Raw genomic sequence first — 25,809 nt, forward strand, 5'->3', positions numbered from 1 at the left:
TGAATAGTGAATGGGGAGTAGTGAGTGGTAAACTTGAATAGTTTAGAAACGAAACCACTCACCACTCTCTGCTCACCACTTACAAATTATTCACATAAAGCAACTTTTCCACATTATTGACAATTGTGGAAAACCTTTGTGGAAAAAGTGTTATTATTACGATGGTAAAATCTAAATATTGGTTGAATCACATATAGCTGAAAACGAAGATTATGCAGTTTGAGATGTTAAAAGAAAAATCGTCAATCATCAAAGTAATTGGTGTTGGCGGTGGCGGCGGTAACGCGGTGAACCATATGTACAGGCAGGGAATTACCGGTGTTGACTTTATAATTTGCAACACTGATGCCCAGGCGCTGGAGTTAAGTCCTATACCTAACAAGGTACAGTTGGGCGCAAGTCTTACTGAAGGAATGGGTGCCGGTTCAATACCCGAGGTGGGCAAAAACTCAGCTATTGAGAATATCGACGATATTAAGCAAATGCTGGGTGTTAATACCAAAATGTTGTTTATTACAGCAGGCATGGGCGGTGGTACAGGTACAGGCGCAAGCCCTATCATTGCCAAAGCGGCCCGTGAAATGGATATATTAACGGTAGGTATTATTACTACGCCGTTTTCCTTCGAAGGTAAACGCCGCAAAATGCAGGCGGATGCAGGTTTGGAAGAGCTGAAAAAATATGTCGATTCATTCCTGGTGATATCAAACGACAGGCTGCGTCAGATATTCGGTAACTTAACCATGAGCTCTGCTTTTGCACAGGCCGATAATATATTAACCACAGCTGCTAAAGGTATAGCTGAGATCATAACCTTACCTGGTTATATCAACGTTGACTTTAAGGATGTGCGCACTGTAATGAAAGACAGCGGTGTATCCATCATGGGTAGCTGCTCTGCCGAAGGCGAGAACCGTGCTTTAAAAGCGGTGGAAGGCGCGCTGGCATCACCGTTGTTAAAGGATAATGAAATTGAAGGTGCACGATATATATTGCTTAACATCAGCTCTGGTATACACGAAGTAACCATGGATGAGGTAAGCATTATTACCGATTACATACAGGAAGAAGCCGGCTTAGCTGCCGACCTAATATGGGGTAATTGCGTGGATGATAATCTGGGCGACCAGTTATCGGTTACCATCATTGCTACTGGTTTCCAAACCAAGGATGAGCGCGAAAAAGAGAACAGCAACAAAAAAATCATCTCTATGCTGGAGCCTGAGGCCAAACCTTTGGTAAAACCAGTAAATGAGTTTATCAACCCGGTTAAAGCCACTGCTACTGCCGAGCCTTATATTAAAGCAAAGGATGAGCCAAAACAAACTGGCTTGTTTGATATGTTTGCTGCCGGTCGTTCTGAAGAAAAAGAAGAAGTGGTAATGAGGTATAACCTGGACGAAGAGGAAGCAGAGGAAGATCATGAACCGGATACCGCAGGTTTTACTTTTAAAATGAGCGAGCCTGAATCATACGCGCCGGTTAGAGAAGAAAGAATGCCTGAGCCACCAGCTCCTGAACCGGAACCAGAGCCGGTAGTGGGTGCTGATGATCATAAAACAAATGAATCCATTGAGGAGCAATTAAAAAAATCGCGCGAGCGTATCATGAGGTTGAAAGACCTGAGTATGAAACTACGCAGCGGCAACATACAGGAACTGGAAAATGTACCTGCCTATAAACGCAAGGAAATAGCCCTGCAGGAAACCCCGCAATCTGACGAAAGCCAGATCTCAAGGTTCAGCCTGATGCCGGATAACGAAGGTAATACCGAGATCCGCAAGAACAACTCTTTCCTGCATGATAACGCGGATTAAGAAGTAGAATCAAGATTAAGAGTCAAGATACAAGACCTCAATAATTAAAGGCAGGAAAGCTATCATGGAAATAATTCTTAGATAACTTTCCTGTTTTTGCTTAAAAGGAAACAGGTTTTCAAGTCTTGATTCCTGATTCTAATAGTCTTGACTCTATCTCGTAGGTTATAACCTATTCTAAAAAGTTATAGCTATTGCTGCGAGCTGAATAAACGGCTATATTTGTATTTTAAATACTATCTACAAAAGCATACTATTTTGGATCTATTTGATAAAATAACGAAAAACTCTGGCGGCCCTATCGGTCAGCATCAAAAATGGTCGCACGGTTATTTTTCATTCCCTAAACTGGAAGGAGAGATCGGCCCGCATATGCAGTTCAACGGCAAAGAACATTTGGTTTGGAGCCTGAATAATTACCTGGGCTTAGCCAATCACCCCGAAGTAAGGGCGGCAGACGCGAAAGCCGCTGCCGATTATGGTATGGCTTACCCTATGGGTGCCCGCATGATGTCTGGTAACTCCATTCACCACGAAGAGCTGGAAAATAACCTGGCTACATTTGTAGGTAAACAAGCCGCTTTTTTATTGAACTACGGCTACCAGGGTATGGTATCCATTATAGATGCACTGGTTGACAGGAACGATGTTATTGTTTATGATGCCGAGTCACACGCTTGTATCATTGATGGTGTGCGCCTGCATATGGGCAAACGGTTTGTTTATCAGCATAACGATGTGGAAAGCTGCGAAAAACAACTGGAACGTGCTAGCCGTTTAGTGGAACAAACCGGTGGAGGTATATTATTGATTACCGAAGGTGTTTTTGGCATGTCTGGTGTTCAGGGCAAGCTGAAAGAAATTATAGAACTAAAAAAGAAATACGATTTTCGTTTACTGGTTGATGATGCGCATGGTTTTGGTACCATGGGTAAAACAGGTGCCGGTACGCATGAGGAGCAGGATAGTGTTGATGGCGTTGATGTTTACTTTGCCACTTTTGCCAAATCGATGGCAGGTATCGGCGCTTTTGTAGCTGCCGATGAGCAGATCATCCATTTTCTGCGTTATAATATGCGTTCGCAAACATTTGCCAAAGCGCTGCCTATGCCTATGGTAATGGGCCTGAAGAAACGTTTTGAAATGCTGAAATCTCAGCCTGAATTACGTGAAAAATTATGGCTGATCGCTTCTACCTTGCAAAAAGGTTTAAAAGAGCGTGGTTTTGACCTCGGGCAGAGCAACAGTATGGTTACCCCGGTATTTTTAAAGGGCGACTTGTTTGAAGCTACCAGCCTTACCCGCGATCTGCGCGAGAACTATGGTATCTTCTGCTCTATCGTGATCTATCCGGTGATCCCTAAAGGATTGATCGTGTTGCGTATCATACCAACCGCTGCCCATTCGTTAGAGGATGTGCAACGTACCCTTGATGCTTACAGTGAAATGGCTGAAAAACTAAAATCAGGTTATTACAAAGAGGACAAGCTGGAAATAGCTTAAGTTTTAAGATATAAAAGAAAAGCCCCGGTTTACCGGGGCTTTTCTCGTTTTTAAAACGATTGGATAGTGATTTCGTTAACTAAAAAAAGTATGTCATTTCGAACGAGGTACGAGGAGAAATCTTATAAAATATGCAAGATGGGCAATGCAAATTGTATAAGATTCCTCTCTTCGTTCGAAATGACATGCTTTTTGTTAACATAAGGCCTCTATTTCTTATCCCGAACGCACGTTAACTATTTTTCAAAATACTGGATTGCCTGATAGCCAAATTCGTTTTTAATACCTCTTTGATATATGCTCCTCCCGGCTCACTAACTTGTTTTAAAAAGATATTACCAGCTGCAACACCAATCTCAAATGCCGGTTGAGCAACGGTGGTTAACGGAGGATCAATAACAGTAGCCGTAGGGTCATCATTAAAACCGACAACAGCAATACCATGAGGGATGTTGATTCCCTTTTGCTTTAAGGTGAGCATTACGCCGATAGCTACAGGATCACAAACCGCGAATATGGCATCGATGGAAATTTGATCAGCCAGCATTTTTTCAGTTGTAGTTATCCCCTGGGCTCTTTCAAAACCGCATTCATAAATCAATTCGTCATTTACCGGGATGTTGTGCTTGCGTAAAGCATCTTTATATCCCTGCAACCTGTTTTGCGTCAGCGTAATGTTTAACGGCCCGGTAAAATGGGCTATCTTTTTGCATCCCTGCTCAATCAGGTGTTCAACAATTTTAAAAGCGCCTTCATAATCATCAACCGATACACTGTTACTTTGGATACCGCTGGGGAGCCGGTCGAAAAAAACCAGCGGAATATTTTTGTTTAAAAACAGTTGAAAATGATCCATATTAACAGTCTCTTTTGAAACAGACACGATCAGGCCATCTACCTTGGCCGACAATAATGTTTTCGATACGATCACTTCTCTCTCATACAGTTCGTGCGATTGGCAAATGATCACCTTATAGCCTGCTTTATAAGCCACTTCTTCTATCCCGGCTATTACTGTTGAAAAAAAGTAGTGGGATAGAATGGGGACAATAACCCCAATGGTTTTGGTCGATTTTTTAAATAAGCTTGCTGCAATAGCATTGGGTTGGTAATTATATTTCTCGGCCAGTTCCAATACCGCTTTCTTGGTGGCAGCGCCGATGGAATGATGATTCTGTAGGGCACGTGATACCGTGCTTTTAGAAACGTTTAATTCGTTGGCTATATCAATTAAAGTAACCTCTTTATTGGATTGATAACGATCCTCTATACTCATGCCTACTCAAATTTACTCATTTGTTCTGATATCAAACCTGGTAAAGATAGCATCCCTATAACCCGATGGCTCAACGATATATAAAAATAGGAAGCAAAAGCTTTTTTATGAATATTTTTATATATTTACGCAACCGGTTGCGTAAATATATATTTTACCATTATAAACTAAAAGAAGAACATGAGAAAAATTCAACTGATGGCAACTGCATTGGGTGCAGGTTGCGTAATGCTGCTATCGCAGTGCACAAAAGACGTAAAGCACAATCCCGTAAACAATGGAGTTTCGCCAATCACCGCAACGCCGAAAATACTCTCGGTATTGTTTAATGGTGATGCCTCCCGTGGATCAAGCAATGTATGGAAGGATGTAAACATCGAAGGCACAGGCGCGATGACCAGCGTTACTGATGAAACAGGCACACTTTGCTGGCAATTTACAAAACCGGCAGGCAGTCACCGCACCGAAGGCCACGGCGCCAAAAACTACCAGGCATTAAATGGCTCCGAGTTTTATATCGGGTGGACAGACAAACTGTATATGCCGACCTCGCTAAAAACGGATGCGGTATTTCAGTGGAAATCTTATCCTACCAGCACCACGGCCAATCATCCTTTAATGCTGCGTACCGTTAGTGGAACTTTACAACTACAGAACTTTGACGAGAACCATGTGGCCACTGTTCCCTGGTCAATCCCGCTCTCAGTGAGTACTTGGCAATCATTTGTTTTGCGTATAAAATTATCAACAGATCCAACTGACGGCTACATCGAGTTATGGTATAACGGCGTAAAGCAAACGTTTACCAATAATAGCCAAAGGTACTACTGCCGCACTTTCGACAGCGACTCCTGCGATCCGAAATGGGGCGTATATGGCGGTGATTCCTCCCAGGCAACCCACATCGTTAAAAAGATACGTATTGGTACAAGCTATGATGATGTAGCTCAATAAGGTAGAAAGAAAGCCCTGGTTTACCGGGGCTTTTCTTTTATCTTCCTCTTGTGCGTCATTGCTACGCCGCGCTCGCAATGACGTTATAAAATATTTTATTGTTCAATTGCACGCACACATTTTATTGCCATATTTGTTATCAAACTGATTTTAACAAATTATCCATTAATATAGGTACACATGCAAGAATTAGACCCCTCCGTACTACAAAAAGTAAATACATGGCTTCAAGGCAGCTACGATGCTGATGTTAAACAACAGATACAAAAATTACTGGATGATAAGGCATATACAGAGTTAACAGATTCATTTTATAAGGACCTGGAATTCGGAACGGGTGGTCTTCGCGGTATCATGGGGCCTGGCTCTAACCGCGTTAATAAGTACACCATCGGAACTGCTACCCAGGGTTTGGCCAACTACCTGAAAAAAACTTATCCCGGCGAAAAAATTAAAGTAGCCATAGCACATGATAGTCGCAACAATGCCGATTTTCTAGCCTCTACCACGGCCGAGGTTTTTTCGGCAAATGGTATTCATGTGTATTATTTTGAAGCGCTGCGTCCAACGCCTGAGCTTTCCTTTGCGGTACGTCACCTGGGTTGCAAAAGCGGTGTTATGCTTACCGCATCCCACAATCCAAAAGAATATAACGGTTACAAAGCCTATGGCAATGATGGAGGCCAGCTGGTTGCCCCGCATGATAAAGCCGTAATGGACGAAGTAGCGGCTATAAAAAGTATTGATGAGGTTAAATTTAACCGTGTTGAAGAAAATATAGAAACGATAGGTAAGGATATTGATGATCTGTACCTGTCAGAAATTGTGAAGCTTTCTGTATCGCCCGAAGCTATCAAAAGACAAAAGGATCTTAAAATCGTATACTCGCCCATTCACGGTACAGGTATCACTTTAACACCTAAAGCATTGCAGCTTTTCGGCTTTGAAAATGTGATACTGGTTGATGAGCAAACCACGCCCGATGGTAATTTCCCAACCGTGGTATATCCAAATCCCGAGGAAAAAGAAGCGTTAACGCTGGCCCTTAAAAAAGCTAAGGAAACAGATGCCGACCTGGTACTGGCAACCGATCCCGATGCCGACCGTGTAGGCATAGCCGTTAAAAATGACCAGAACGAATTTATACTGCTTAACGGTAATCAAACTGGCAGTTTGCTCATTAATTATCTGTTGACTGCATGGCAGGATAAAGGCAAGCTTACCGGCAAAGAGTACATTGTTAAAACCATTGTAACCTCCAACCTCATTGAGGCAATAGCCAAAGCCAAAAATGTAACCTATTATAATACACTTACCGGTTTTAAATATATTGGCCAGCTGATGACTGAATTACAAGGGAAACAAACCTTTATTGGTGGTGGTGAAGAAAGTTATGGCTACCTGATAGGTGAGTTGGTGCGCGATAAGGATGCTATTGTATCCAGCGCCTTTATTGCCGAAATGACAGCCTATTATAAAGATAAAGGCACCAGCTTGTTTGAGGCCCTTATTGATACTTATGTACAGTATGGTTTCTATAAAGAAAAGCTGATCTCGATCACAAAAAAGGGTAAAACCGGTGCTGAAGAGATCGTTGCGATGATGGATAAATTCAGGAACAATCCACCGGCTACCTTGGGTGGTTCTAAGGTGATCACGCTGAAAGATTATGAAAAAGGAGTAGAAACAGACTTGAACAGCAATACTACCAAAGCGCTGGAATTGCCAAAATCGGATGTATTACAGTTTATTACCGCCGACGGAAGCATCATATCTGCCCGTCCTTCAGGTACCGAACCTAAGATCAAATTCTATTGCAGCGTAAATGGTAAACTGGCCAGCAAAGCCGCTTACCACGAAACCGATCATCAACTGGAAGCAAAAATTGATACCATTATGAAAGATCTGGGAGTTTAAGTATATCCCATCAAACAACAAAGGCGCCAACAGGCGCCTTTGTTGTTTGATAATAAAATTTTGTCATGCTGAACGCAGTGAAGCATCTATTATACACCTTGCATCTTTTACAATAGATCCTTCACTGCGTTCAGGATGACAAAGGGAAGAAAGGTCTTGCTAAAACCTTTTAAAATAAAATCCTAATATCTTTCGGATAACCAAAGGCTTTTATATTTTTACGGCTACCATTAAAAAATCTTTATGCTCACCAGAAGACATTTTATCAAACTGAACGGCGTAGCCGCTGCGGGTATTACCCTGGGTGTTACACCGTCATTATTTGCCAGCACTTTGCCTGCGTTTGAAAGCAAACGCCCTAAACTGGCCGATCGTAAATTTACCAGTAAGGCGGTTGAGGCCATTATTCAAAAGGTGAAAAAAGATATTAAAGATCCGGAGCTGGCCTGGCTGTTTGAAAACTGCTATCCCAATACCCTGGATACTACCGTGAATTACTCAGAAGCCAATGGTAAACCCGATACGTTTGTGATTACCGGTGATATTAACGCCATGTGGATGCGCGATTCATCGGCACAGGTTTGGCCGTATTTGCCGCTCATCAAAACTGACACGGCGCTTCAAAAGCTGATACTGGGGGTATTGAGCCGTCAGGCTAAATGCGTACAGATAGACCCGTATGCTAATGCCTTTAACCAGGGCCCAACCGGCAGCGAATGGGATACCGACGGTACCGATATGAAGCCCGAGCTGCATGAACGTAAATGGGAAATCGACTCGCTTTGCTATCCTGTACGATTAGCTTATAATTATTGGAAGATTAGCGGCGACAGTAGCTTTTTTGACGAAAGCTGGCAAAAGGCAGGTAAAATCATCCTGAAAACCTTTAAGGAGCAGCAGCGTAAAGAGGATAAAGGCCCTTACCATTTCCAACGTAAAACCGAAGTGGCCAGCGATACCGCACCTAACAGAGGCTATGGTAACCCGGTTAAACCAGTAGGTTTGATCTGTTCTATCTTCCGCCCGTCTGACGATGCTACCATTTATCCGTTTTTGATACCCTCAAACTATTTCGCGGTTACCAGTTTAAACCAAATGGCCGAAATGTATGCCACCATTGGTAACGATAGCGGAACATCTGCTGCCTGCCGTGCCCTTGCTGCCGAAGTGGAAGTCGCCCTTAAAAAATACGCGACAACTCAACATCCGGAATATGGCAAAATATTAGCTTTTGAGGTAGATGGTTATGGTAACCAATTATTCATGGACGATTCCAACGTGCCTAGCTTGCTGGCCCTGCCTTACTTGGATTCGTTGCCTGTTACCGACCTGTTATATCAAAACACACGTAAGTTTGTGCTGAGCGAAAACAATCCATACTTCTTTAAAGGAAAAGTGGCCGAAGGTATTGGCGGCCCTCACGTGGGTATAGGTTATATATGGCCTATGGCTATTATTATGCGTGGCTTAACCTCTACACATAAAGACGAGATCACGGAGTGCCTGCGTTTATTAAAGACCACTCACGCCGGTACAGGCTTTATGCATGAGTCGTTTAATAAGGATAATGCCGATGATTTTACCCGAAAATGGTTTGCCTGGGCCAATACTTTATTTGGCGAATTGATCATTAAAACACACCAGCATTACCCGGATATATTGCAGAAAATGATTTAATACGGTTTTAATATATGAATGGTATTAAAATATGCTTTGTTTTAACTAAAATTATATAAAATATTATTATTTTAAGTTATTTTTTGTATTAAATATTTATATATAAGATATTGTTAAAAATATTTTATTGTTTTTTGTTTTTAATATAATATATATTCACTTAAATATTCACTAACCCTTTAAAATGTGGAAAAAAACCACTTTTAAGGCAGTATTTTTTTGCTTTAAAAGTTTTTAATTAAAAAAAAACATTATAGATTAGCTTTAGTTAAAACAATAAACCTCAATAATTTTAAAAGGAGTAATTAAATGAAAAAATTTACTGAAGTAAAAGAGCTTGTAGCTTCATTGGAGGCCGACGCCGACAAATTCTACAACAAAGGAAACAGCGCTGCCGGAACACGTGTTCGTAAAGGCATGCAAGATCTTAAAAACCTGGCACAGGCTATCCGTCTGGAAGTACAGGAAGCTAAAAATAAAGAAGCTTAGTAAGATTTTTCTTATTCCAATAAAAAACCCGGTTATCATATAACCGGGTTTTTTTGTTCGGGATAATTTGTTTGTTTTTTTATGACAACTTTCCTGTTTCCAATTTAATGGCCTCGGCTATCTTGCTGCTTACAGGTACCAGTGGCAGGCGCAGGTGCTCATCGCAAACGCCCAAATGTTTCAGGGCGTTTTTAGCACCGGCCGGGTTGCCTTCCACAAACATTAGCCGGGTAAACTCAACCAGGCTGGCATTTATTTTTTGCGCGGCTTTGTAATCGTTAATCAACAACAGGCTGATCATGGCCGATAATGGTTTGGGCACAGCATTGCCAATAACTGATATCACGCCCACGGCTCCCATCGCCATCATAGGCAGGGTAACCGGATCGTCGCCAGATATTACTAAAAACGCCTCCGGCTTATCGCGCATCAGTTGATTAAACAAGTCGAAATTTCCCGAAGCCTCTTTAATACCAATGATGTTTTTAAAATCGCGGGCCAGGCGCACGGTTGTTTCCGCAGCTACAGTGCTACCGGTACGGCTGGGTACGTTATATAAAATTACCGGAAGTGGTGCTGCCAGTGCTATAGCTTTATAGTGCTGGTATATACCCTCCTGGGTAGGTTTATTATAATGCGGACTTGATGATAGTATGGCATCGTAACCGGTAACATCAAACTCTTTTATTTGCTCAACTACCTCATGAGTATTGTTACCGCCTATGCCGGCAACCAGGTTTACGCGCTTCTTGACAACTTTCGCGGTAAATGCCCAAACCTGCTTTCGCTCGTCGGCATTCAATGTGGCGCTTTCGCCGGTTGTACCTAATGATACCAGGTATTGCACCCCGCCATCAATCAAATATTCAATAAGGTTTCTCAAACCCTCGTAGTCAACTTGACCATCCGCCTGAAAAGGGGTCACCATGGCTACCCCTGTTCCGTAAAATATATTCATGAGTAAAATTAAAGGACGCTAATATAGTGATTAGTGGTGAGTAGTGAGTAGTGATTAGTGAGTTTTGAGCAATGAATAATAAGCATACAGGGTTTAAACGTGGTTTTTACTTCGTTTATAAAAAGAACTGTCATCTCGAACGAGGCACGAGGAGAGATCTTATACGTTGGATGTGCAAGTTGTACAAGATTTCTCCTCGTGCCTCGGTCGAAATGACAATCAAGGAGGACTAAATATTATTTAGCTACTCAAACTTAAAAGCTCACTCCCAGCCTGATAGCCGAATTGGTGTTGCTGCCGCTGTTGAATGATTTGCCATACATCAGCCTGATATTTAAATATTGCAGACCGAAACCCAGCTCGGTATAATTTTTAAGGGTAGGAGTATACAGGTAATTTACGTCGACGATTTCCTGTAGTTTTAACTTGCGAATGAGCGGTATCTTATTGGTAATAAAGCCCATGAAGTTGTGCTCCAGGTGACCTTCGGCATATTTATCGGGTGTGCTGAAATTGTAATAATCTAACAGCAGGAAGCGGTTAATGCCCGGGGTATAAGCCAATAGCTGGTTGCCGTCGAAGTGTTTATAATCCGGGAAATATAATTTATTGGCATTCAAAAATTTACCTGCACCTACAAAAAAGGAGGTTTTGCCATAAAAGCCCATGTCAATGTCTGATTTAGATATATCGGCGCTTAGCAGGTCGTAGTCTACATCAGATCCCAGTACATTTTTTATGCCCTTGGTATAATTTATCCCGATGGTAGGATATTTTGATGGCAGGTACCTGCGACCCGATGGATAGGTTTCATACTGATCGCTAAAATCATAGCTGGTACGTAAAGCTATTTTGAACGACTGGTTTTCCGGAAACAAAGGACTATCCTGTGCAGGGTTTAAAGGATTGTTGGAGGTGAACTGATGATTCTGCGGACTAAAAAAACTATAGGTAGAAGTGTTACTCAGTGATTTGCGGTTGGCCCACTCTACGGTTGCACCTGCCAGCCACCCGCCCACTACACGACCAGACAGTGAAGCCGATACAAATTGCTTTTGATAAAGCTTCTGATAGTTTTGCCGCTCAAACAAACTGTACAGGGAGTTAACCAGGGTAGATACCGGCTGCTGGTTATTGAGATCGGTGATATCTGATCCGCCGCGGATACCCAGAGTGAACCGCTGACCTACAGGTATAGCTGCTCCCGCGTTGCCATTCAGTAAATGGTTGGAGAAACCATAACGCACATGGCCATCCAGCAGCAGCGAACGGTGGTTAAGCGTGTCGATCAGTTTCCTGTACGATATCCCGTAGTTGATAGCGAAACCCTCCACCGTATTATAAAGTGCGGATCCCAGCAAACCATCATAATGCCAAGTTTCCTTTTTATACCGGTTACGGACATCAACACCGGTGAGTAATATCCCCAGTGGTTTAATCTCGTTATTGGCTTTATCCAATGAATCGAGGTATTGTTTCGATTCGCGCTTACGGGCCAGTTTATCCTTGTTGATATAATCGGTTTTTTCTTCACCGGTTAGGGGAATAGGGCGTTGCTGGTTCCAATAGGTCGAATCTTTTTGGGTGCCTTTATCAATACGCAAAACCTCGGCAAAATTGGTTTTGGCAAAGCTGGGCTCCAGGTCGTAATTTTTGTATATGGAAATGTAATAGCCGCCTACTTTAAAGCCCAGTAGGCCACCGGTAAATTCAAATTTAACGCTTGCCGGCATCCAGGCGGTATTGTTCACCGGGTAAAACTGCTGGTTTACTTTAAGGGTATCAACCAAATTGATATTGGCCTTTTTAGTGATGAACAGTTGCAGGGCCGATAACCGCCAGCTATCATCCAGTATATAAATATAGCCCTCAAAGCAGGGGTCATGAGCGCGTTTTGGGGTTACCTGTATCTTATTGATGGTTTCGCCGTTCTCAACAGAAATACCCATCCATTTGTAGTTATAATAGAACAGGGCGTTATCGGCAATAGGCGATACCAGCGGACGGTTGCTCAGTCCTTCCCAGGTTTCAAAATTCTCATAAAAATTAACCGCCATATCTGATGCCCGGTTAAAGCTGAAAGCCCTGTTTTGCCCCGATACTTTGGACGACACCTGTACCTCATGTACCTTGTTGGGCCGTATAAAGCTATATTTTGATTCAGATTCTGATAAATAAACAATGCCCCTACGGTTGGAGTCGAGACCTGCCTCGTTAGTAGCTTTTTGCACGTCGAAACCCAGGATCTTTTTTGGTGCGGCCAGCAGCTTTTGAAGGCCCTTGATATAAATATCGCAGGTGTAGGCTTTCACCTCGTTTAAGTAAGTTTTACGCTTTTTAATGGCTTTACGAATGATGGCGTAAGCCGGATCTTCGCCGCCGGCATGAATGGCTACTGCCTTAAGCTGGTAAGTTTCTGTTTGGAGCGAGATATTGATTACCTGGTTGCCGGTAAGGTTTACCTGGCGGCTTTGCTGTCCATAACCAACCGCTTTATATTGCAGCTCATAATTACCTGCGCTTAATTGCAGCTGATAAACTCCTTCGCTGTTAGCCGAGGTTCCTTTGGATGTATTTTTGACATAGATGGATGCAAAAGGGATAGGTTTGTTATGCTCGTCGGTTATTTTGCCGTTGATATTAAGTTGCTGCGAAAAAACACGGACGCCGGATATTAAAAGTAGGATAGATAGTAATGTAAATTTCATGTAGTAAGGTAGTTTGTACTAAGATGAAGCTTATTTACTAAATGTTACAACACAGTTTTGTTAAATAATGTGAAATTAATTGAAGACAGAAGATAGGGATTGATTTTTATCTCATATCTCAATCATCGCCAATAGTTCTTCATCGCTGATGATGGGGATGTTTAGCTTTTGGGCTTTTTCCAGTTTGGCAGGTCCCATATTATCGCCGGCAACCAGGTAGCTGAGTTTAGCCGATATGCTGCTCAGTATTTTACCACCATTTTGCTCTATCAGGTCCTTCAGTTCATCGCGTGAGAATTTCTCAAATACGCCGGATATGATGAAGCTTTGCCCACTTAACTTTTCGCTGGCCAGTTTCACTTCTTTTATTTCGACTACGAATTGTAGTCCCAGGGCTTTTAATTTTTCAATTTCTTCCCGGTGCTTTTCATCCGCGAAATAATCAACGAGGCTTTGAGCTATGCGCTCGCCAATTTCATCGGCGGTTACCAGCTCTTCCTGGGTGGCAGCCATCAGTCCGTCTATCGATTTAAAGTGAATGGCCAGCTTTTTGGCAACGGTTTCGCCAATATAGCGGATGCCCAGGCCAAACAGGACTTTTTCAAAAGGCATTTGTTTCGACTTTTCGATACCATCCAGCATGTTGGTAATGGATTTGTCGCCAAAACGGTCCATCTGTTTGAGCTCATCGGCATGTTCATACAGCTTATAAATATCGCTGATATGGCTAATAAATCCCCGCGAGTACAAGGTTTCGATAGTTTCGTCGCCCAGGCCATCAATATCCATCGCCTTGCGGCCAATAAAGTGCTGCATTTTACCCACAATTTGCGGCGGGCAGCCTTCATCGTTCGGGCAATAAAAAGCGGCTTCGCCTTCCTTACGTTCCAGTGGGGTATCACAGGCAGGGCAGGTGGTGCGGTATACTACGGGTACGGCGTTCTGTGCCCTTTTATCAGGATTTACACTGATGATCTTCGGGATGATCTCGCCGCCTTTCTCCACAAAAACGGTATCGCCTTCGTGCAGGTCCAGGCGGATGATCTCGTTGGCATTATGCAGGGTAGCGCGTTTAACGGTGGTACCGGCCAACAGTACCGGTTTCAAGTTAGCTACCGGGGTAACGGCACCCGTGCGACCAACCTGGTAGCTTACGCTCAGAAGTTCGGTCTGCACCCGCTCGGCTTTAAATTTATAGGCTATGGCCCAGCGTGGCGATTTGGCCGTAAAGCCAAGCTCCTGCTGCTGCGAATAGTTATTTACCTTGATCACAATGCCGTCAATATCATAGCTCAAACCAAACCGGTCTTTATCCCATTTGGCTATAAACTCAAATACCTCATCAATGTTATTACAAAGGCGGCTATGCTCGTTGGTATGGAAACCCCAGCTTTTAACAGCCTGCAGGCTTTCCCAATGGGTTTTAAATACGGGTTTTTCGGTATACAGAAAATATAGGAAACAATCCAGCGGGCGTTTAGCCACCTCGGCCGAATCCTGCATTTTAACAGTGCCAGAGGCAAAGTTACGCGGATTGGCATAAGCAACCTCTCCGTTCTCCAAACGTTCGTTATTGAGGCGATCAAAGGCCTTGCGGTGCATAAAAACTTCGCCGCGTATGTCAAAGTAGTTAGGATAGTCGCCGCCTTCGTACAGGCGTTTAGGTATAGTGTTGATGGTGCGTATGTTGGCCGTCACTTCATCGCCCTGAACGCCATCGCCACGGGTAACGGCACGTACCAGCTTGCCATCCTCATAAGTTAAACTCATAGACAGGCCATCAAACTTCAGTTCGCACACATACTCAAAATTATCCCCAATGGCCTTGCGGATGCGCTGATCAAAATCAAGCAATTCCTGCTCGTTATAGGTATTACCTAATGATAGCATCGGCCAGCGGTGCCTGTAGGTCACAAACTCCTTGGTAATGTCGCCACCAACTTTTTGCGTAGGCGAATCCGGATCTGCAAACTCCGGGAATTCCTTTTCCAGCTTGTTCAGCTGCTCTAATTTCTTATCGAAATCAAAATCGGCAATGGTGGGCATGGCCAGCACATAGTAGTTGTAGTTGTGCTGTTTTAACTCGGTTGTTAAGGCCTTGATCTGGTTTTTGGCTTCCGCTGGTGACATAGATGCGAAGTTAAGAAATTACTTTATTCCATAGTTTACAAACTAAAAACTCTGTTTTGGCCAAATATAAAAATGAATAAAAAGTTCAATTGTTGCTTAATAATAAATATTTAGTTTCGTTATGCGCAATAATAGCCAAGTATTTAATTATTATTCAACTTAAACCAAAACAAAAATGAAACAAATTAGACTGCTGCTACTCGCAGTATTGCTGATGCCTTTCTTTGCACAGGCACAGGTATCCAAAAAACATCACAGGCTACATGCCAAACATCATGACAAGAATGGCCTGGTAAGGGGCATCAGTTATGCCGACTTTGTAAAATCGGTATCGGACTTTGCCGACAGTACCAAAAAGCCATTAGCCGACACCGCCTGGAGGCTCTGGAAAGAAGAAAAATGGGACAAATTGGAACAATTTTTTACCGCCAACAACCTCAATGGTGGCTGGCCGCCAAACCGCGGCGCGGTCGACCTAAAAATAGTGACCTTACCAGCTGGTATAGACATTGACCGTTACGGTGGCTATTTTGATGCCGACAGCGTGTTCCAGGATCGCGGTACCTTTGTATCCAAAACAGGCGTGCCTTTTCCGCAGCGTGCTTTACCCGATAAAACACTAAATTCGCCTTACCGTGTTTATACCATTTTAAAACCTATAGCTAATGTAAGGCAGGGCACCATTATCCCCTGGTTTGGTAAACCGGGTTTAGGTATCCAATACGAAGTGCCCTACATTATTAACGACCTTAAAAAAGAAGGTTACATCGCAGAGAAAAAAACTAAATAATAGAAGCATGATCATAAAACAGGAGAAGATAGGATCATTGATCTTTGACGGGAACGAACAGGATGTGGTATCCCGCTCCTTCCAACCGGATACCCAAACAAACCTTGGAGGCGCTATTGCATTTGATGATTTTATCAATCATGATTTTGAAGATCTGCAGGGGCTTATTGGCGATGATGATTTTGAATCCATTATCAAAACCGGGGATTTTACCCGCGATGGTGGCTTTTTGCACCAATACCATGGCAGCGATAACCTGAAGCTATATTTCTTCCAAAGAGATAAAACAATTGTTGTTTTTGCCTATGGCGAATTTCAGCCAACGCGGTATAAGTTGTACCTGGAAGGAGTGTGGGTAGTTAAGTAAAGATTACTGAAGACTGTCATTTCGAACGAGGTACGAGGAGAAATCTTTTGCGACCTGCAATTTGCACCTAAACACAGCAGAAGATTTCTCTTTCGCACCATGCTCAAGCCCACCCATGCTCTATCGAAATGACATCCGTTTTATATAAAAAGCCTTTGCATGTTATTCCTGCAAGGGCTTTTTCTTTTGGTATTCAATCAATTACTTATCCGTAGTTACCGACTCATTCACCACGCTCATCGGGAAGCTCACGCCGCCGGGTACTTTGGGGTTATCTTTTATATCTACCGTACCGCTGATCACTTGTTTGGTTTTGGATTCGCTGATCCAGCCGGTTACTTTGTCGACTTTAATGTCGGCGGTCATGGTGCCGGTCATGTTATATTTCATGGGCATATCGCCTACTCTTTTAAAATCGTCGGCAGCGTTGGTGGCCAGTTTTCCTTCGCCATGGATTGAATAGCTGGTTGGGCCGATATCGGTTAACTGGTAAACGGTACTTACCTTGGCCGACATGGCACTTTCCAGGTTGGTATTGATGGTCCATTTATCATTTTTGGATACCGGTGTTTCGGGGAAAACGGCTATTGCCAGTTCAATACTCCCTTTAATAGCTTTGGCACCAAACGATTGCAGGAACTGGGCTTTGATCTGCTCTTTCTGCGGCCCCTGTACCTGCGGGAAGCTATCCAGTACCGATGAGATCATGTTCTCCACATTCTCTACCGATTTTACTCTGCCGCTTTTGGTAAACGTAGCCGTAAAAGGTTTGTTCACCAGTCCGCCCAGGATACCCGACATAAAATCGTTCGGGTCATTTTTTTGCGAATCATAGCTCACGGGGCCGTTGGGGAGCTGCATTTTTAAGGCCAGGCTTTTATAATTAACCTCCATGTAGTATAAGGAATCGTCGGCATTTAATACCTTGAATGAGGTAGTGCCATTAATGGTGATTTCGATATGATTATCCATCCCGCTAACGGTTTGCTTAATGGCCGATGTAGTATTGGTTACCATATTGTACGTATTGCCTTTAACCAGGTGCAAGGCCAGTTTTATTTTTTGCGCTTGTACCGATAGGCTAATGCTGAGTATGATAAGCAGACTAAAAAGATATTTCATAGTGTATTTATTGCGTGTTAAAGTTATTACAAAAATCTTCATCAAAAAATGCAGCAAAACATAACAATTATTTAAAAGTAATTTCGTTAACTTTATAGTAATCAATGCTCTTTATATTTCATTAGTATATTTTAACAACGGAAAGGGGTTTTTATGTTACAGCAAATAGCATTTATACCACAGCACCAGTTTCATGTGTTGATCAATTTTAAGGATGATGAACGCATTGTAGCCGTTTTACCGAATGAAGCAGGACGATTCCGCGTGGTTGATCAGGGTAAAGTTATTGCAGAAGTTGATCTGGATGATAGCAAGCACAATGTGGTTTGCTGCCAGGGTAAGCTGGAGGATAACATATTAGCCCAGCTGGAGTACCAGATTATACATCATTACGAAAATCATTACGCCTAGTAAAGCATACAAGAATTTGATAGTTCATGGGTGATGGCTTATGGTTCATAGTCCATGAGTTTTTATTATTCATGGGCTATCTCTTTTTTTGGGGAGCCCCACCCAAACCCTCCCCAGAAGGGAGGGCTTTAAAATAAAAGGACAATCAAAAGTCTCCCCTTCCGGGGGAGATTACTCACATTTTATTTATTGTTTAATGCGTTCATGAGGGCTTCGCCGTTTAGAGGGGGCTTAATTCTTACTCGCAGCCGGTTTGGCCAGCATGGCCTCTTTAATAAACTTAACCGGGGCGCTGCCATAGCTCAGGAATTTCTCGTTAAAATCCTTCAGTTTATATTTATCGCCCATTTTTATCTTGTAGGCATCGCGCAGGTCCATGATCTCTTTGTAGCCGGTGTAGTAGCTGGTTAACTGTACACTGCTTACGCTTACCCTTTTCCATTTACCTTCGGCTTCAGCCTGTTGCTGAAAGGCTTCGGCAGTGAGTAATTTGATGGCCTGTTCTTTGGTCATGTCGTTGTTATGCACACTGTAATCCAGTATGGTATTACAAACCGAGCGCAGGTTCCATTTATACCACATCAACCGCATTTCGGGTTCGTTGTTGCCATAGCCATTATCCAGCATCATTTCTTCGGTGTATACCGCCCAGCCCTCATTCATTGCGCCATTGCCAAATACCGATTTAATGATGCTTGGCGCTTTATTGGCATAAACGCCCTGCACATAATGCCCCGGGACGGCCTCATGGATACATAATATCTGGATAATGTACTGGTTATATTCGCGCAGGTAGCTTTCGGCCTTTTCGGGGCTCCAGCCGGCCAGGCTGCCTACGTTGAAATAGGAATTCCCATTTTTATCGTACGGACCCGGGCCGCTCATAGAAGCGCCGGCTACACCCGCCATATAACCCGGTTCTTTACGGATAATAAGTGGTTTGGTAGGATCAAGCGTAAGCAAGTCCTTGGTTTTTACAAAGTCTTTTAACTTGGGGATCAGCTGCACAATGGCCGACTGAAACTCATCTGGCTTCACGTGTTTGGATGATAGCGTATCAATCATAGCCCTGATCAATAGGAGTGTATCACCCGGCATCGCTTTACTGCCAAAATATTTTGGCCATAGTTCGCGGCTTATTTTAGCCATTTGGCCGTGCAGGTATTTTTTACGCTGCATAGCCGCGTTATAAGTTTGCTGCCCGTTACTGGCCGCTACGTTTTCGTACTTGAATTTATCTTCATACAGATCTTTCCCCAGGCGGAAACTGCGCGGATGATCGTTCTTCAAAGCCTTAAGCCAATCGGTATATCCTTTGATAGCCTGCACCGCAAGCGCGGCACGATCGGTCATCTGTTTTTTTTCGGCTTTGGGGATATCGGTTTTTTTGAGCGAATCGGCAAAATCTTTTTCCATCACATCAAGGCCGCCCAGGTTTTGTTCAATAGCCAGTGCGGTAAGTTCGGTAACTGGGTTTTTAACCTGTTTTTCGGCTTCTTTGTAATAGGCAGGCACACTGGCCAGGCGCTGATAAAAATTGTGCAGACGCTTAGCCAACGGAGCATAATGCTCATTGAGCATATAAGCAAAAGTGCCAATAACGTTATAGGTCGCCGGATCCCACTCGTATGATTTCAGTCGTTCAATTTGCCATTGGGTAAAGTCCAATTGGTTTTGCATTATTTTATAATCAATCCGGTTACCTTCGTTCAGGGTGTTTACCTCAAAACGACTTAAAGAATCGATCTGGAATTTCACAAACTCCAGCATTTTGCTCCGGCTTTGTTCGCTGGGGATGTACAATAAGCTGTCGTACTTGTGATACCCAACCGAAGTGGCCCAATTGGGATTAAGCTTCCATAAATGCTCCAGGAAGGAATTTTCATAAGTGGCAAAAGCTGCGTCGTCCTTACCTAACAGCGCGCCGCTGCCGGCACCGCCCATATCTTTTTTACAGCCGGTAAAAGCAACAAGGAAAATAACAATGGCCAGGGCCAGCCTTACGAATATATTTTTTATGATCACGGGATAATGAGATTTTTAATAATGCACGATAAACTTAAAACATTTAAGGCATATAAATCAAACCGTAGATTAATTTGTTACTTTATTGGACTTTTGGGACTATGGGATTTTTGGACTTGGAGACTTTTGGAGCAAAGATATTGGGACTTTTAGACTATGAGACTTTTGGACTTTGTGCGAAGACTTTTTTAATCTTTCACCTCTTGCTTTTTGTTCCAAATATCTTTGTTCCCAAAGTCTTTACTTTCTTAGTCCTCGCTCCCAAAGTCCCAAAATCCTAGAAGTCCAAAAATCCAAATGTCTCAAAAAAACTAATTATAATGGAAGAACACCAGATATTGATAGATGAACTGCTGCACCTGCTGAACGGGGGTAATGCTCATGCCGACCTGAAACGTGCGCTGAAAGGCTTGCCTGCCGATTTAAGAGGGGCGAAACCCGATAAGCTGCCTTACAGCATTTGGCAATTGGTAGAACATATCCGTATTGCCCAATGGGATATGTTGGAGTTTAGTAAAGACGGCAGTCATGAGTCGCCGAACTGGCCCGACGATTACTGGCCCAAAGAAACAGCCCCAAAAAGTGATGAAGCCTGGAACAAATCTGTCAAACAGATAGAGCTTGATCGGGAGGAATTTATGGATCTGATCAAAAAGGGCGATCTGTACAGTAAAATACCGCATGGCGATGGGCAAACCATCCTGCGGGAGGTTTTGCAGGCTGCCGATCATGAGGCTTACCATGTAGCCGAGATTATTGTGATCAGGCGGCTGATGGGCGCGTGGTGAGCCCCCTAACCCCCTGAAGGGGGTAGTATCGAATAGGAAATGTTGAATATCGAATGATGAACTTTTGAAGACCGGGGAATGTGCGATTCCTTCCTTGGGGAAGGGGAGGAAGGGGTTTGACCAATAGGTTTTATGGTATAGAAACCCCTCCCTGCCACACCACAAATCATCGCGCCCCTCCCGTGGGGAGGGAACTGGAATATTGAAAATTGAATGAGGAAGGAAAAACTTCGGTGTTGAAAATTCAGGATTCGCTATTCAATATTATTGAGATAAGCTTTTTTCTTCTGCCGAAATTTTCGTATATTTATATAAACCAAACAGCCCGGTTCTCTTTGATCAGAGAACCGGGCTGTTTGGTTAAGAACAAAACGGGTCAAAAATCGACTGTTTTGTATATAGTTATTTGAATATCAATAGTTTAATTCTTTTTAAAGTTTTCAAAACGCATTAAAACCATGTTGAAATTTGTTAAAAAGTGTTAAAATCGATGGTTTTGGATCAATTTTTAAGCGTTTTTACCTCGTTTTTGAGCAGAAATGTGTTAAAATTTAAGGTTTAAAAAGTTTTCTCTTCAGCTTATTTAACATTTTACTTCTGCTTATTTAAAAAGCTGATCAGGGCTTTTACAAATTCAGGTTTCAGAGGGAGTTCGGGTTCGTTGTACGTGGCTATATTTTTTTCCTTGTCGGCCGGGGCATCTTTCAGGATGTGGTTCATGTCCGGGATGATATCCAGTATCGCATCTGATTTAGCTTTCTTTAGTTTTTCGGCATCGGCTACGGTTACCTGCAGGTCGGTTGTACCCTGAACAATCAGGATAGGCATTTTTATCTTTTTGATCTCGCGGATAGGATTATACCTGAACCACGACATCAGGTACTTTTGAATGCTTGGCCTTGCATACGGGTAAAGGGAAGGGTCGATATTATCGGTGGTTTTACCTTTCTTCAGGCTATCCAGCATGCGATTAAAGCCATCGGATATCAAGGCACCTTTTGATTTCATCTGCTCGGTCATGATCTTATCTGCAGAGTCACCTGCTCCGGCAGCGGATATAAAAGCCTTAACAGGCTGACCATTAGCGGCCATCATGCCTACCAATGAGCCCTCGCTGTGGCCCAGGATAATGATCTTGGAAAAGCGTTGGTCGTCATTCAACATGTTGATCAGCCCAACAGCGTCATCAACATAGTCCTCAAAGCGCAGTTCGTTCTCCTTGGTGGAGCTAACACTTTGGCCAACCAGGCGCTTATCATAACGCAGGGAGGCAAAACCGTTCTTACCCAATTCGTTGGCTATCATTTTATAGGCATTGCTGATTAAGCCCAGCTTAGGACTATTACCGTCGCGGTCTGTTGGGCCCGAGCCTGCTATGATAAGCACAACGGGTATTTTGTCGGCAGCGTTTTTAGGCATGGCCAATGTGCCAGAAATAGATCCCGAAAAAGTTTTTAAAGTTACCGGCGATTCGGTGACTGATGGATCGATAGGCAAAGTTGAAGCAGGTTCAACCTTAGCGGCTTCAGTTACGGGGGCCTGATAAGGTTTTAAAAGTAAGCCTGTAAACTGGGTTTGTGAGTTTACCGATAGGTTCAACAAAAAGGTGCCTTTTTGAAAAGTGGCTTTATAGTAAGCTAATGGCGCTTCATATTTGATGAAATCGGCATCGGTAAGGTTGCCCAGCTGTGTTTTTAACTGGAGCGTAGTGCCTTTGAACTGATCGGCAGGTAAGGCCGCTTTCATTTCGGAGCTAAACATACTAAATATGCTATCTGGCTGACCGGCATTGTACAGCCGTTTAAACTTGCTTAAGGCAACTGCATAGTTAGCCGGTGCCGGCTGTGCCGCTGCTATAATGCTGGTTGTAAAACAACAAATGATCAGAATAAAAAAGCTTACTTTCTTCATGTTTATGGTAATCAAAACAGTATAGTGGTCTGTTGGGCCGAAATTAAATAAAAATTGGTTGTTTTTAACTTATTGGGTATAGATGTTCATTTAAAAAAAAAGATAACGTTTGCAGGTTGACACTAAATTATGAAAATTAAAATCCCGGCAACATTTATTATTTAGGTATCGTAAAATTATCAATATGTGATTTATAAGGTTTAATATATTGTTACTATATTGCGGTACAATATCAAATCCAGAATATAGAAAATTTCTACACTACTTATTAATGAAGGTTTTATTTGGGGGCTTATTCTCGGCGTTTTTAGTCGGGATGTGTTTTTTTTCTTTTGCGCAAACAAAACTTTCGGCAATACAGGGCAAAGTTCTGATGGAAAACAATGAGGTGGCCGAGGCTGCGACCGTTGTTTTGTTAAAAGCTGCCGACTCATCGGTGGTACGGTCGGGTCTGGTAGATGCGGCCGGTAAGTTTGAATTTACCAGTGTCGCCCCCGGTGCGTATCTTCTTTTAGCCACCAGTATGGGTTGTAATAAAGTTTATTCAAATCCTTATAAAATTTCAGAGGGACAAACTCTAGTAGCCGGAAATATAGTTCTAAAGCGTGTAAGCAACCAACTACAGGAGGTTAAGGTGGTTGCCAAAAGACCATATATTGAGGTAAAGCCCGGGAAGATAGTACTTAACGTGCAGAATAGCTTAACCGCCGAAGGAAACTCGGCTTATGATATACTCCGGCAATCGCCAGGGGTGCATGTAAATAGTACCAACGAAGCCCTGATGATCAGCGGAAGGCAGCCAGCTCTGATCACTATTGACGGCAAACCCACCAACTTAACCGGCGACGATCTGGTGAACCTGTTGCGCAGCTTGCAAAGCAGTACTATTGACCAGATAGAGATGATTACCAGCGCATCGGCAAAATATGATGCCTCGGGAGGGGGGATCATCAATATCATTTCAAAAAAGGGTACTAATGTGGGTACCAACGGTACCGTTACCCTGGGTGGCGGGTATGGCAAATATTACAAAAGCAGGGCGGGCATCACCTTCAACAACCGCACGGCTAAGCTCAATATTTTTGGTAATTATACATTTGACGATAATAAGACCAACAGATACATTAATACTAACAGGAATATTATTTATAAGGATGTTTTAAGCAATTACGATGTTGATTATAATAATATCCAAAAAACATATAATCACAATTTTAAGCTTGGGGCCGATTATGCTATATCATCTAAACAAACTATAGGTGTGCTGGTAACCGGGGTTGTGCGGGAAGATGATTTTCTGAAGAATAATAACTTGAATATATCCAACCAGAACCGGCTCGACTCGGTGATCATTGCCAAATCAACATTGGACAGAGGGAGTAGCTTTTTAAATTACAATATCAATTATAATGGCACACTGGATAAAAGCGGCAAAAACCTCTCGGCTGATGTGAATTATTCAACGTATCATCGCCATTCGAACGAGTATATAACCAATAATTTTTATACCCCGGCCGGCGTAAAGTACCGGGATTCGCTGCAATTGGAAAACCTTTCTCCATCTGATATCCGCATATGGACAGCAAAGATTGATTATGTAAATCCCCTTTCCAAAACCTCCAGGCTGGAGGCCGGTGTGAAATATAATTACATCCAAAGTGACAATAATCTGGTATTTGGCCCTTTGATAAATAACACCTACCGGGCCGATCCTGATTACACTAACCGTTTTATATATACCGAAATTGTAAGCGCGGCTTATTTAAACTATGTAAATAAGATTGGTCAATTTAATATTACAGCAGGGCTGCGGGCCGAAAAAACAAACACCACAGGCAGTTCAATAGGAGTTGATCAATCCAGCCAGGTAAGCAACAAGAATAACTATTTTAATCTATTTCCGCAGGTACAGCTCAATTACGAGGTGGATAAGAAAAATGTATTAAACCTGAGCTATAACCGCGGTATTCACCGCCCCGATTACCAGGATATTAATCCGTTTTTATACTATACTGACCTATACGACTATAACTCGGGCAACCCTAATTTAAAACCGGAGTACACCAACTCTATACAACTATCGCATACCTATAATAATACTTTTATAACCACTTTGTATTACAATGTTACTAATGATGCTTATGACTTCCCGGTATATGAGCAAAATGATTCATCAAAGGTTAATATAACCATACGGCGGAATTTTGGGAGAATATTTGTTTACGGAGCTACATTTTTTGCCCCTGTTCAATTTAACAACTGGTGGAACGCCAGCTTTAATCTGGATGCTTCCTATCAGCGTTATACCTCTTATGCCATATATGGCAATTTTAGCCGCGGCATGGAGGATATTATTTTTAATACTACACAAAACTTTACCTTGAGCAGCACCATAGCCGCCGAACTATCGGGCATGTACGAAACACCAACACTTTATGGCATAAATGAGCTTAAGCAACGCTATACCGTAAATGCAGGGATAGGCAAACAGATCTTTAATAAACGCGGCAATTTAAAGTTGAGTGTTATTGATATTTTTAACAGCGACCGGTACCGGTATCATGTAGGGTATCAGAATATTGATTTCACTGGTATCGACAAGAGAGAAACCCGCAGGGTAATGATCAACTTTACGTACCGTTTTGGTAAAACCTCCGTTAAATCGGCAAGTAAGCATAGTACCGGTAATGATGATGAACAACGACGTACGGGTAATAGGAACTAACCGTTATCTGACGCGTAGTTCAGGATATTTGCCTTTTATTTTAGTGGAAAAATAATTGCCCAGCGAGTTGGAATTAATAAACTTTTGGTAGGCGGTTACCGGAAACCCAAAGTATTGCCATACGCCGCCGCTATCCCTGAATTCTACTTCTAAAATTTTGGTTGAGGGATCGTAACCTAAACTATTTAATGCTGCTGATTCAACTACATGCCGTTGCATATATATTATAATATATATTGGC

General features: G+C 42.7%; 19 protein-coding genes. 11 read left to right on the forward strand and 8 right to left on the reverse strand.

Annotated elements, in window-relative coordinates; translation table 11 throughout:
• Nucleotides 1-212 precede the first annotated feature (212 nt).
• Both ftsZ and BW976_RS17475 read left to right on the forward strand, forming a co-directional pair.
• On the forward strand, nucleotides 213-1,817 hold the full coding sequence (ftsZ, locus tag BW976_RS17470) for a cell division protein FtsZ (protein WP_076374778.1): 1,605 nt from the start codon (nucleotides 213-215) through the stop codon (nucleotides 1,815-1,817).
• A gap of 258 nt (nucleotides 1,818-2,075) precedes the next feature.
• Nucleotides 2,076-3,320, forward strand: coding sequence for an aminotransferase class I/II-fold pyridoxal phosphate-dependent enzyme (locus tag BW976_RS17475; protein WP_076374780.1), 1,245 nt, complete (start codon nucleotides 2,076-2,078; stop codon nucleotides 3,318-3,320).
• A 232-nt stretch (nucleotides 3,321-3,552) separates the two neighbouring features.
• On the opposite strand, the gene BW976_RS17480 is transcribed toward BW976_RS17475, so the two are convergent.
• Nucleotides 3,553-4,596: a LacI family DNA-binding transcriptional regulator gene (locus BW976_RS17480; protein WP_076374782.1), complete on the reverse strand. Its 1,044-nt coding sequence runs from the start codon at nucleotides 4,594-4,596 to the stop codon at nucleotides 3,553-3,555.
• Nucleotides 4,597-4,776: 180 nt separating this feature from the next.
• Here BW976_RS17480 and BW976_RS17485 point away from each other — a divergent pair, with 180 nt between their 5' ends.
• The 4 genes from BW976_RS17485 to BW976_RS17500 all read left to right on the forward strand — a co-directional run bounded on the left by BW976_RS17485 (nucleotide 4,777) and on the right by BW976_RS17500 (nucleotide 9,633).
• A complete protein-coding gene (locus BW976_RS17485; RefSeq protein ID WP_076374784.1) occupies nucleotides 4,777-5,550 on the forward strand; it encodes a heparin lyase I family protein in 774 nt (257 codons plus the stop codon).
• Between the two features lie 180 nt (nucleotides 5,551-5,730).
• Nucleotides 5,731-7,467 carry a phospho-sugar mutase gene (locus BW976_RS17490; RefSeq protein WP_076374786.1) on the forward strand — a complete coding sequence of 579 codons (1,737 nt, stop codon included), beginning with the start codon at nucleotides 5,731-5,733 and terminating at the stop codon, nucleotides 7,465-7,467.
• 243 nt (nucleotides 7,468-7,710) lie between these two features.
• The gene (locus tag BW976_RS17495; protein WP_076374788.1) at nucleotides 7,711-9,144 is read left to right on the forward strand and encodes a glycoside hydrolase family 125 protein; all 1,434 of its coding nucleotides are present in this window, start codon (nucleotides 7,711-7,713) and stop codon (nucleotides 9,142-9,144) included.
• Nucleotides 9,145-9,453: 309 nt separating this feature from the next.
• The gene (locus BW976_RS17500; protein ID WP_022830046.1) at nucleotides 9,454-9,633 is read left to right on the forward strand and encodes a histone H1-like protein; all 180 of its coding nucleotides are present in this window, start codon (nucleotides 9,454-9,456) and stop codon (nucleotides 9,631-9,633) included.
• 79 nt (nucleotides 9,634-9,712) lie between these two features.
• Here the strand turns inward: BW976_RS17500 and dapA are convergent, their stop codons facing one another.
• The 3 genes from dapA to ligA all read right to left on the reverse strand — a co-directional run bounded on the left by dapA (nucleotide 9,713) and on the right by ligA (nucleotide 15,429).
• Complete coding sequence (dapA, locus tag BW976_RS17505; RefSeq protein WP_076374790.1) at nucleotides 9,713-10,591, reverse strand: 4-hydroxy-tetrahydrodipicolinate synthase; 879 nt, start codon at nucleotides 10,589-10,591, stop codon at nucleotides 9,713-9,715.
• A gap of 254 nt (nucleotides 10,592-10,845) precedes the next feature.
• Nucleotides 10,846-13,299 (reverse strand): DUF5686 and carboxypeptidase regulatory-like domain-containing protein, encoded by a 2,454-nt coding sequence (locus BW976_RS17510; RefSeq protein ID WP_076374792.1) that lies wholly within the window; start codon nucleotides 13,297-13,299, stop codon nucleotides 10,846-10,848.
• 111 nt (nucleotides 13,300-13,410) lie between these two features.
• Nucleotides 13,411-15,429, reverse strand: a complete 2,019-nt coding sequence (ligA, locus tag BW976_RS17515) for an NAD-dependent DNA ligase LigA (protein WP_076374794.1) — start codon at nucleotides 15,427-15,429, stop codon at nucleotides 13,411-13,413.
• A gap of 175 nt (nucleotides 15,430-15,604) precedes the next feature.
• On the opposite strand from ligA, the gene BW976_RS17520 reads away from it, so the two are divergent.
• On the forward strand, nucleotides 15,605-16,219 hold the full coding sequence (locus BW976_RS17520; RefSeq protein ID WP_076374796.1) for a TNT domain-containing protein: 615 nt from the start codon (nucleotides 15,605-15,607) through the stop codon (nucleotides 16,217-16,219).
• A gap of 7 nt (nucleotides 16,220-16,226) precedes the next feature.
• Nucleotides 16,227-16,586: a hypothetical protein gene (locus tag BW976_RS17525; protein WP_076374798.1), complete on the forward strand. Its 360-nt coding sequence runs from the start codon at nucleotides 16,227-16,229 to the stop codon at nucleotides 16,584-16,586.
• Nucleotides 16,587-16,787: 201 nt separating this feature from the next.
• Here BW976_RS17525 and BW976_RS17530 read toward each other — a convergent pair whose 3' ends face one another.
• The gene (locus BW976_RS17530) at nucleotides 16,788-17,708 is read right to left on the reverse strand and encodes a DUF6263 family protein (protein ID WP_139332331.1); all 921 of its coding nucleotides are present in this window, start codon (nucleotides 17,706-17,708) and stop codon (nucleotides 16,788-16,790) included.
• A 153-nt stretch (nucleotides 17,709-17,861) separates the two neighbouring features.
• Here BW976_RS17530 and BW976_RS17535 point away from each other — a divergent pair, with 153 nt between their 5' ends.
• A complete protein-coding gene (locus BW976_RS17535; protein WP_076374802.1) occupies nucleotides 17,862-18,119 on the forward strand; it encodes a hypothetical protein in 258 nt (85 codons plus the stop codon).
• Between the two features lie 231 nt (nucleotides 18,120-18,350).
• On the opposite strand, the gene BW976_RS17540 is transcribed toward BW976_RS17535, so the two are convergent.
• Nucleotides 18,351-20,144 (reverse strand): DUF885 domain-containing protein, encoded by a 1,794-nt coding sequence (locus BW976_RS17540; RefSeq protein WP_245834727.1) that lies wholly within the window; start codon nucleotides 20,142-20,144, stop codon nucleotides 18,351-18,353.
• Between the two features lie 320 nt (nucleotides 20,145-20,464).
• Here BW976_RS17540 and BW976_RS17550 point away from each other — a divergent pair, with 320 nt between their 5' ends.
• Nucleotides 20,465-20,932, forward strand: coding sequence for a DinB family protein (locus tag BW976_RS17550; RefSeq protein WP_076374806.1), 468 nt, complete (start codon nucleotides 20,465-20,467; stop codon nucleotides 20,930-20,932).
• A gap of 591 nt (nucleotides 20,933-21,523) precedes the next feature.
• Here BW976_RS17550 and BW976_RS17555 read toward each other — a convergent pair.
• Entirely contained in the window at nucleotides 21,524-22,843 is a 1,320-nt protein-coding gene (locus BW976_RS17555; RefSeq protein WP_084192246.1) for a serine aminopeptidase domain-containing protein, read from the reverse strand.
• A 271-nt stretch (nucleotides 22,844-23,114) separates the two neighbouring features.
• Here BW976_RS17555 and BW976_RS17565 point away from each other — a divergent pair, with 271 nt between their 5' ends.
• Nucleotides 23,115-25,568 (forward strand): outer membrane beta-barrel family protein, encoded by a 2,454-nt coding sequence (locus tag BW976_RS17565; RefSeq protein WP_084192247.1) that lies wholly within the window; start codon nucleotides 23,115-23,117, stop codon nucleotides 25,566-25,568.
• Nucleotides 25,569-25,571: 3 nt separating this feature from the next.
• Here BW976_RS17565 and BW976_RS17570 read toward each other — a convergent pair whose 3' ends face one another.
• Nucleotides 25,572-25,787: a KTSC domain-containing protein gene (locus BW976_RS17570; protein WP_076374810.1), complete on the reverse strand. Its 216-nt coding sequence runs from the start codon at nucleotides 25,785-25,787 to the stop codon at nucleotides 25,572-25,574.
• Nucleotides 25,788-25,809: the final 22 nt, after the last annotated feature.

Origin of the sequence: Mucilaginibacter lappiensis (assembly GCF_900155965.1) — a bacterium.
GTDB lineage: Bacteria > Bacteroidota > Bacteroidia > Sphingobacteriales > Sphingobacteriaceae > Mucilaginibacter > Mucilaginibacter lappiensis.

Bases quoted from the DNA above. Each gene is read 5' to 3' on its own strand.
- BW976_RS17490 (WP_076374786.1), top strand. From the start codon at position 5,731: ATGCAAGAATTAGACCCCTCCGTACTACAAAAAGTAAATACATGGCTT.
- BW976_RS17495 (WP_076374788.1), top strand. From the start codon at position 7,711: ATGCTCACCAGAAGACATTTTATCAAACTGAACGGCGTAGCCGCTGCG.
- BW976_RS17550 (WP_076374806.1), top strand. From the start codon at position 20,465: ATGGAAGAACACCAGATATTGATAGATGAACTGCTGCACCTGCTGAAC.
- dapA (WP_076374790.1), bottom strand. From the start codon at position 10,591: ATGAATATATTTTACGGAACAGGGGTAGCCATGGTGACCCCTTTTCAG.
- BW976_RS17570 (WP_076374810.1), bottom strand. From the start codon at position 25,787: ATGCAACGGCATGTAGTTGAATCAGCAGCATTAAATAGTTTAGGTTAC.
- BW976_RS17500 (WP_022830046.1), top strand. From the start codon at position 9,454: ATGAAAAAATTTACTGAAGTAAAAGAGCTTGTAGCTTCATTGGAGGCC.
- BW976_RS17525 (WP_076374798.1), top strand. From the start codon at position 16,227: ATGATCATAAAACAGGAGAAGATAGGATCATTGATCTTTGACGGGAAC.
- BW976_RS17485 (WP_076374784.1), top strand. From the start codon at position 4,777: ATGAGAAAAATTCAACTGATGGCAACTGCATTGGGTGCAGGTTGCGTA.
- BW976_RS17555 (WP_084192246.1), bottom strand. From the start codon at position 22,843: ATGAAGAAAGTAAGCTTTTTTATTCTGATCATTTGTTGTTTTACAACC.
- BW976_RS17565 (WP_084192247.1), top strand. From the start codon at position 23,115: ATGAAGGTTTTATTTGGGGGCTTATTCTCGGCGTTTTTAGTCGGGATG.
- BW976_RS17480 (WP_076374782.1), bottom strand. From the start codon at position 4,596: ATGAGTATAGAGGATCGTTATCAATCCAATAAAGAGGTTACTTTAATT.
- ftsZ (WP_076374778.1), top strand. From the start codon at position 213: ATGCAGTTTGAGATGTTAAAAGAAAAATCGTCAATCATCAAAGTAATT.
- BW976_RS17535 (WP_076374802.1), top strand. From the start codon at position 17,862: ATGTTACAGCAAATAGCATTTATACCACAGCACCAGTTTCATGTGTTG.
- ligA (WP_076374794.1), bottom strand. From the start codon at position 15,429: ATGTCACCAGCGGAAGCCAAAAACCAGATCAAGGCCTTAACAACCGAG.
- BW976_RS17510 (WP_076374792.1), bottom strand. From the start codon at position 13,299: ATGAAATTTACATTACTATCTATCCTACTTTTAATATCCGGCGTCCGT.
- BW976_RS17530 (WP_139332331.1), bottom strand. From the start codon at position 17,708: ATGAAATATCTTTTTAGTCTGCTTATCATACTCAGCATTAGCCTATCG.
- BW976_RS17520 (WP_076374796.1), top strand. From the start codon at position 15,605: ATGAAACAAATTAGACTGCTGCTACTCGCAGTATTGCTGATGCCTTTC.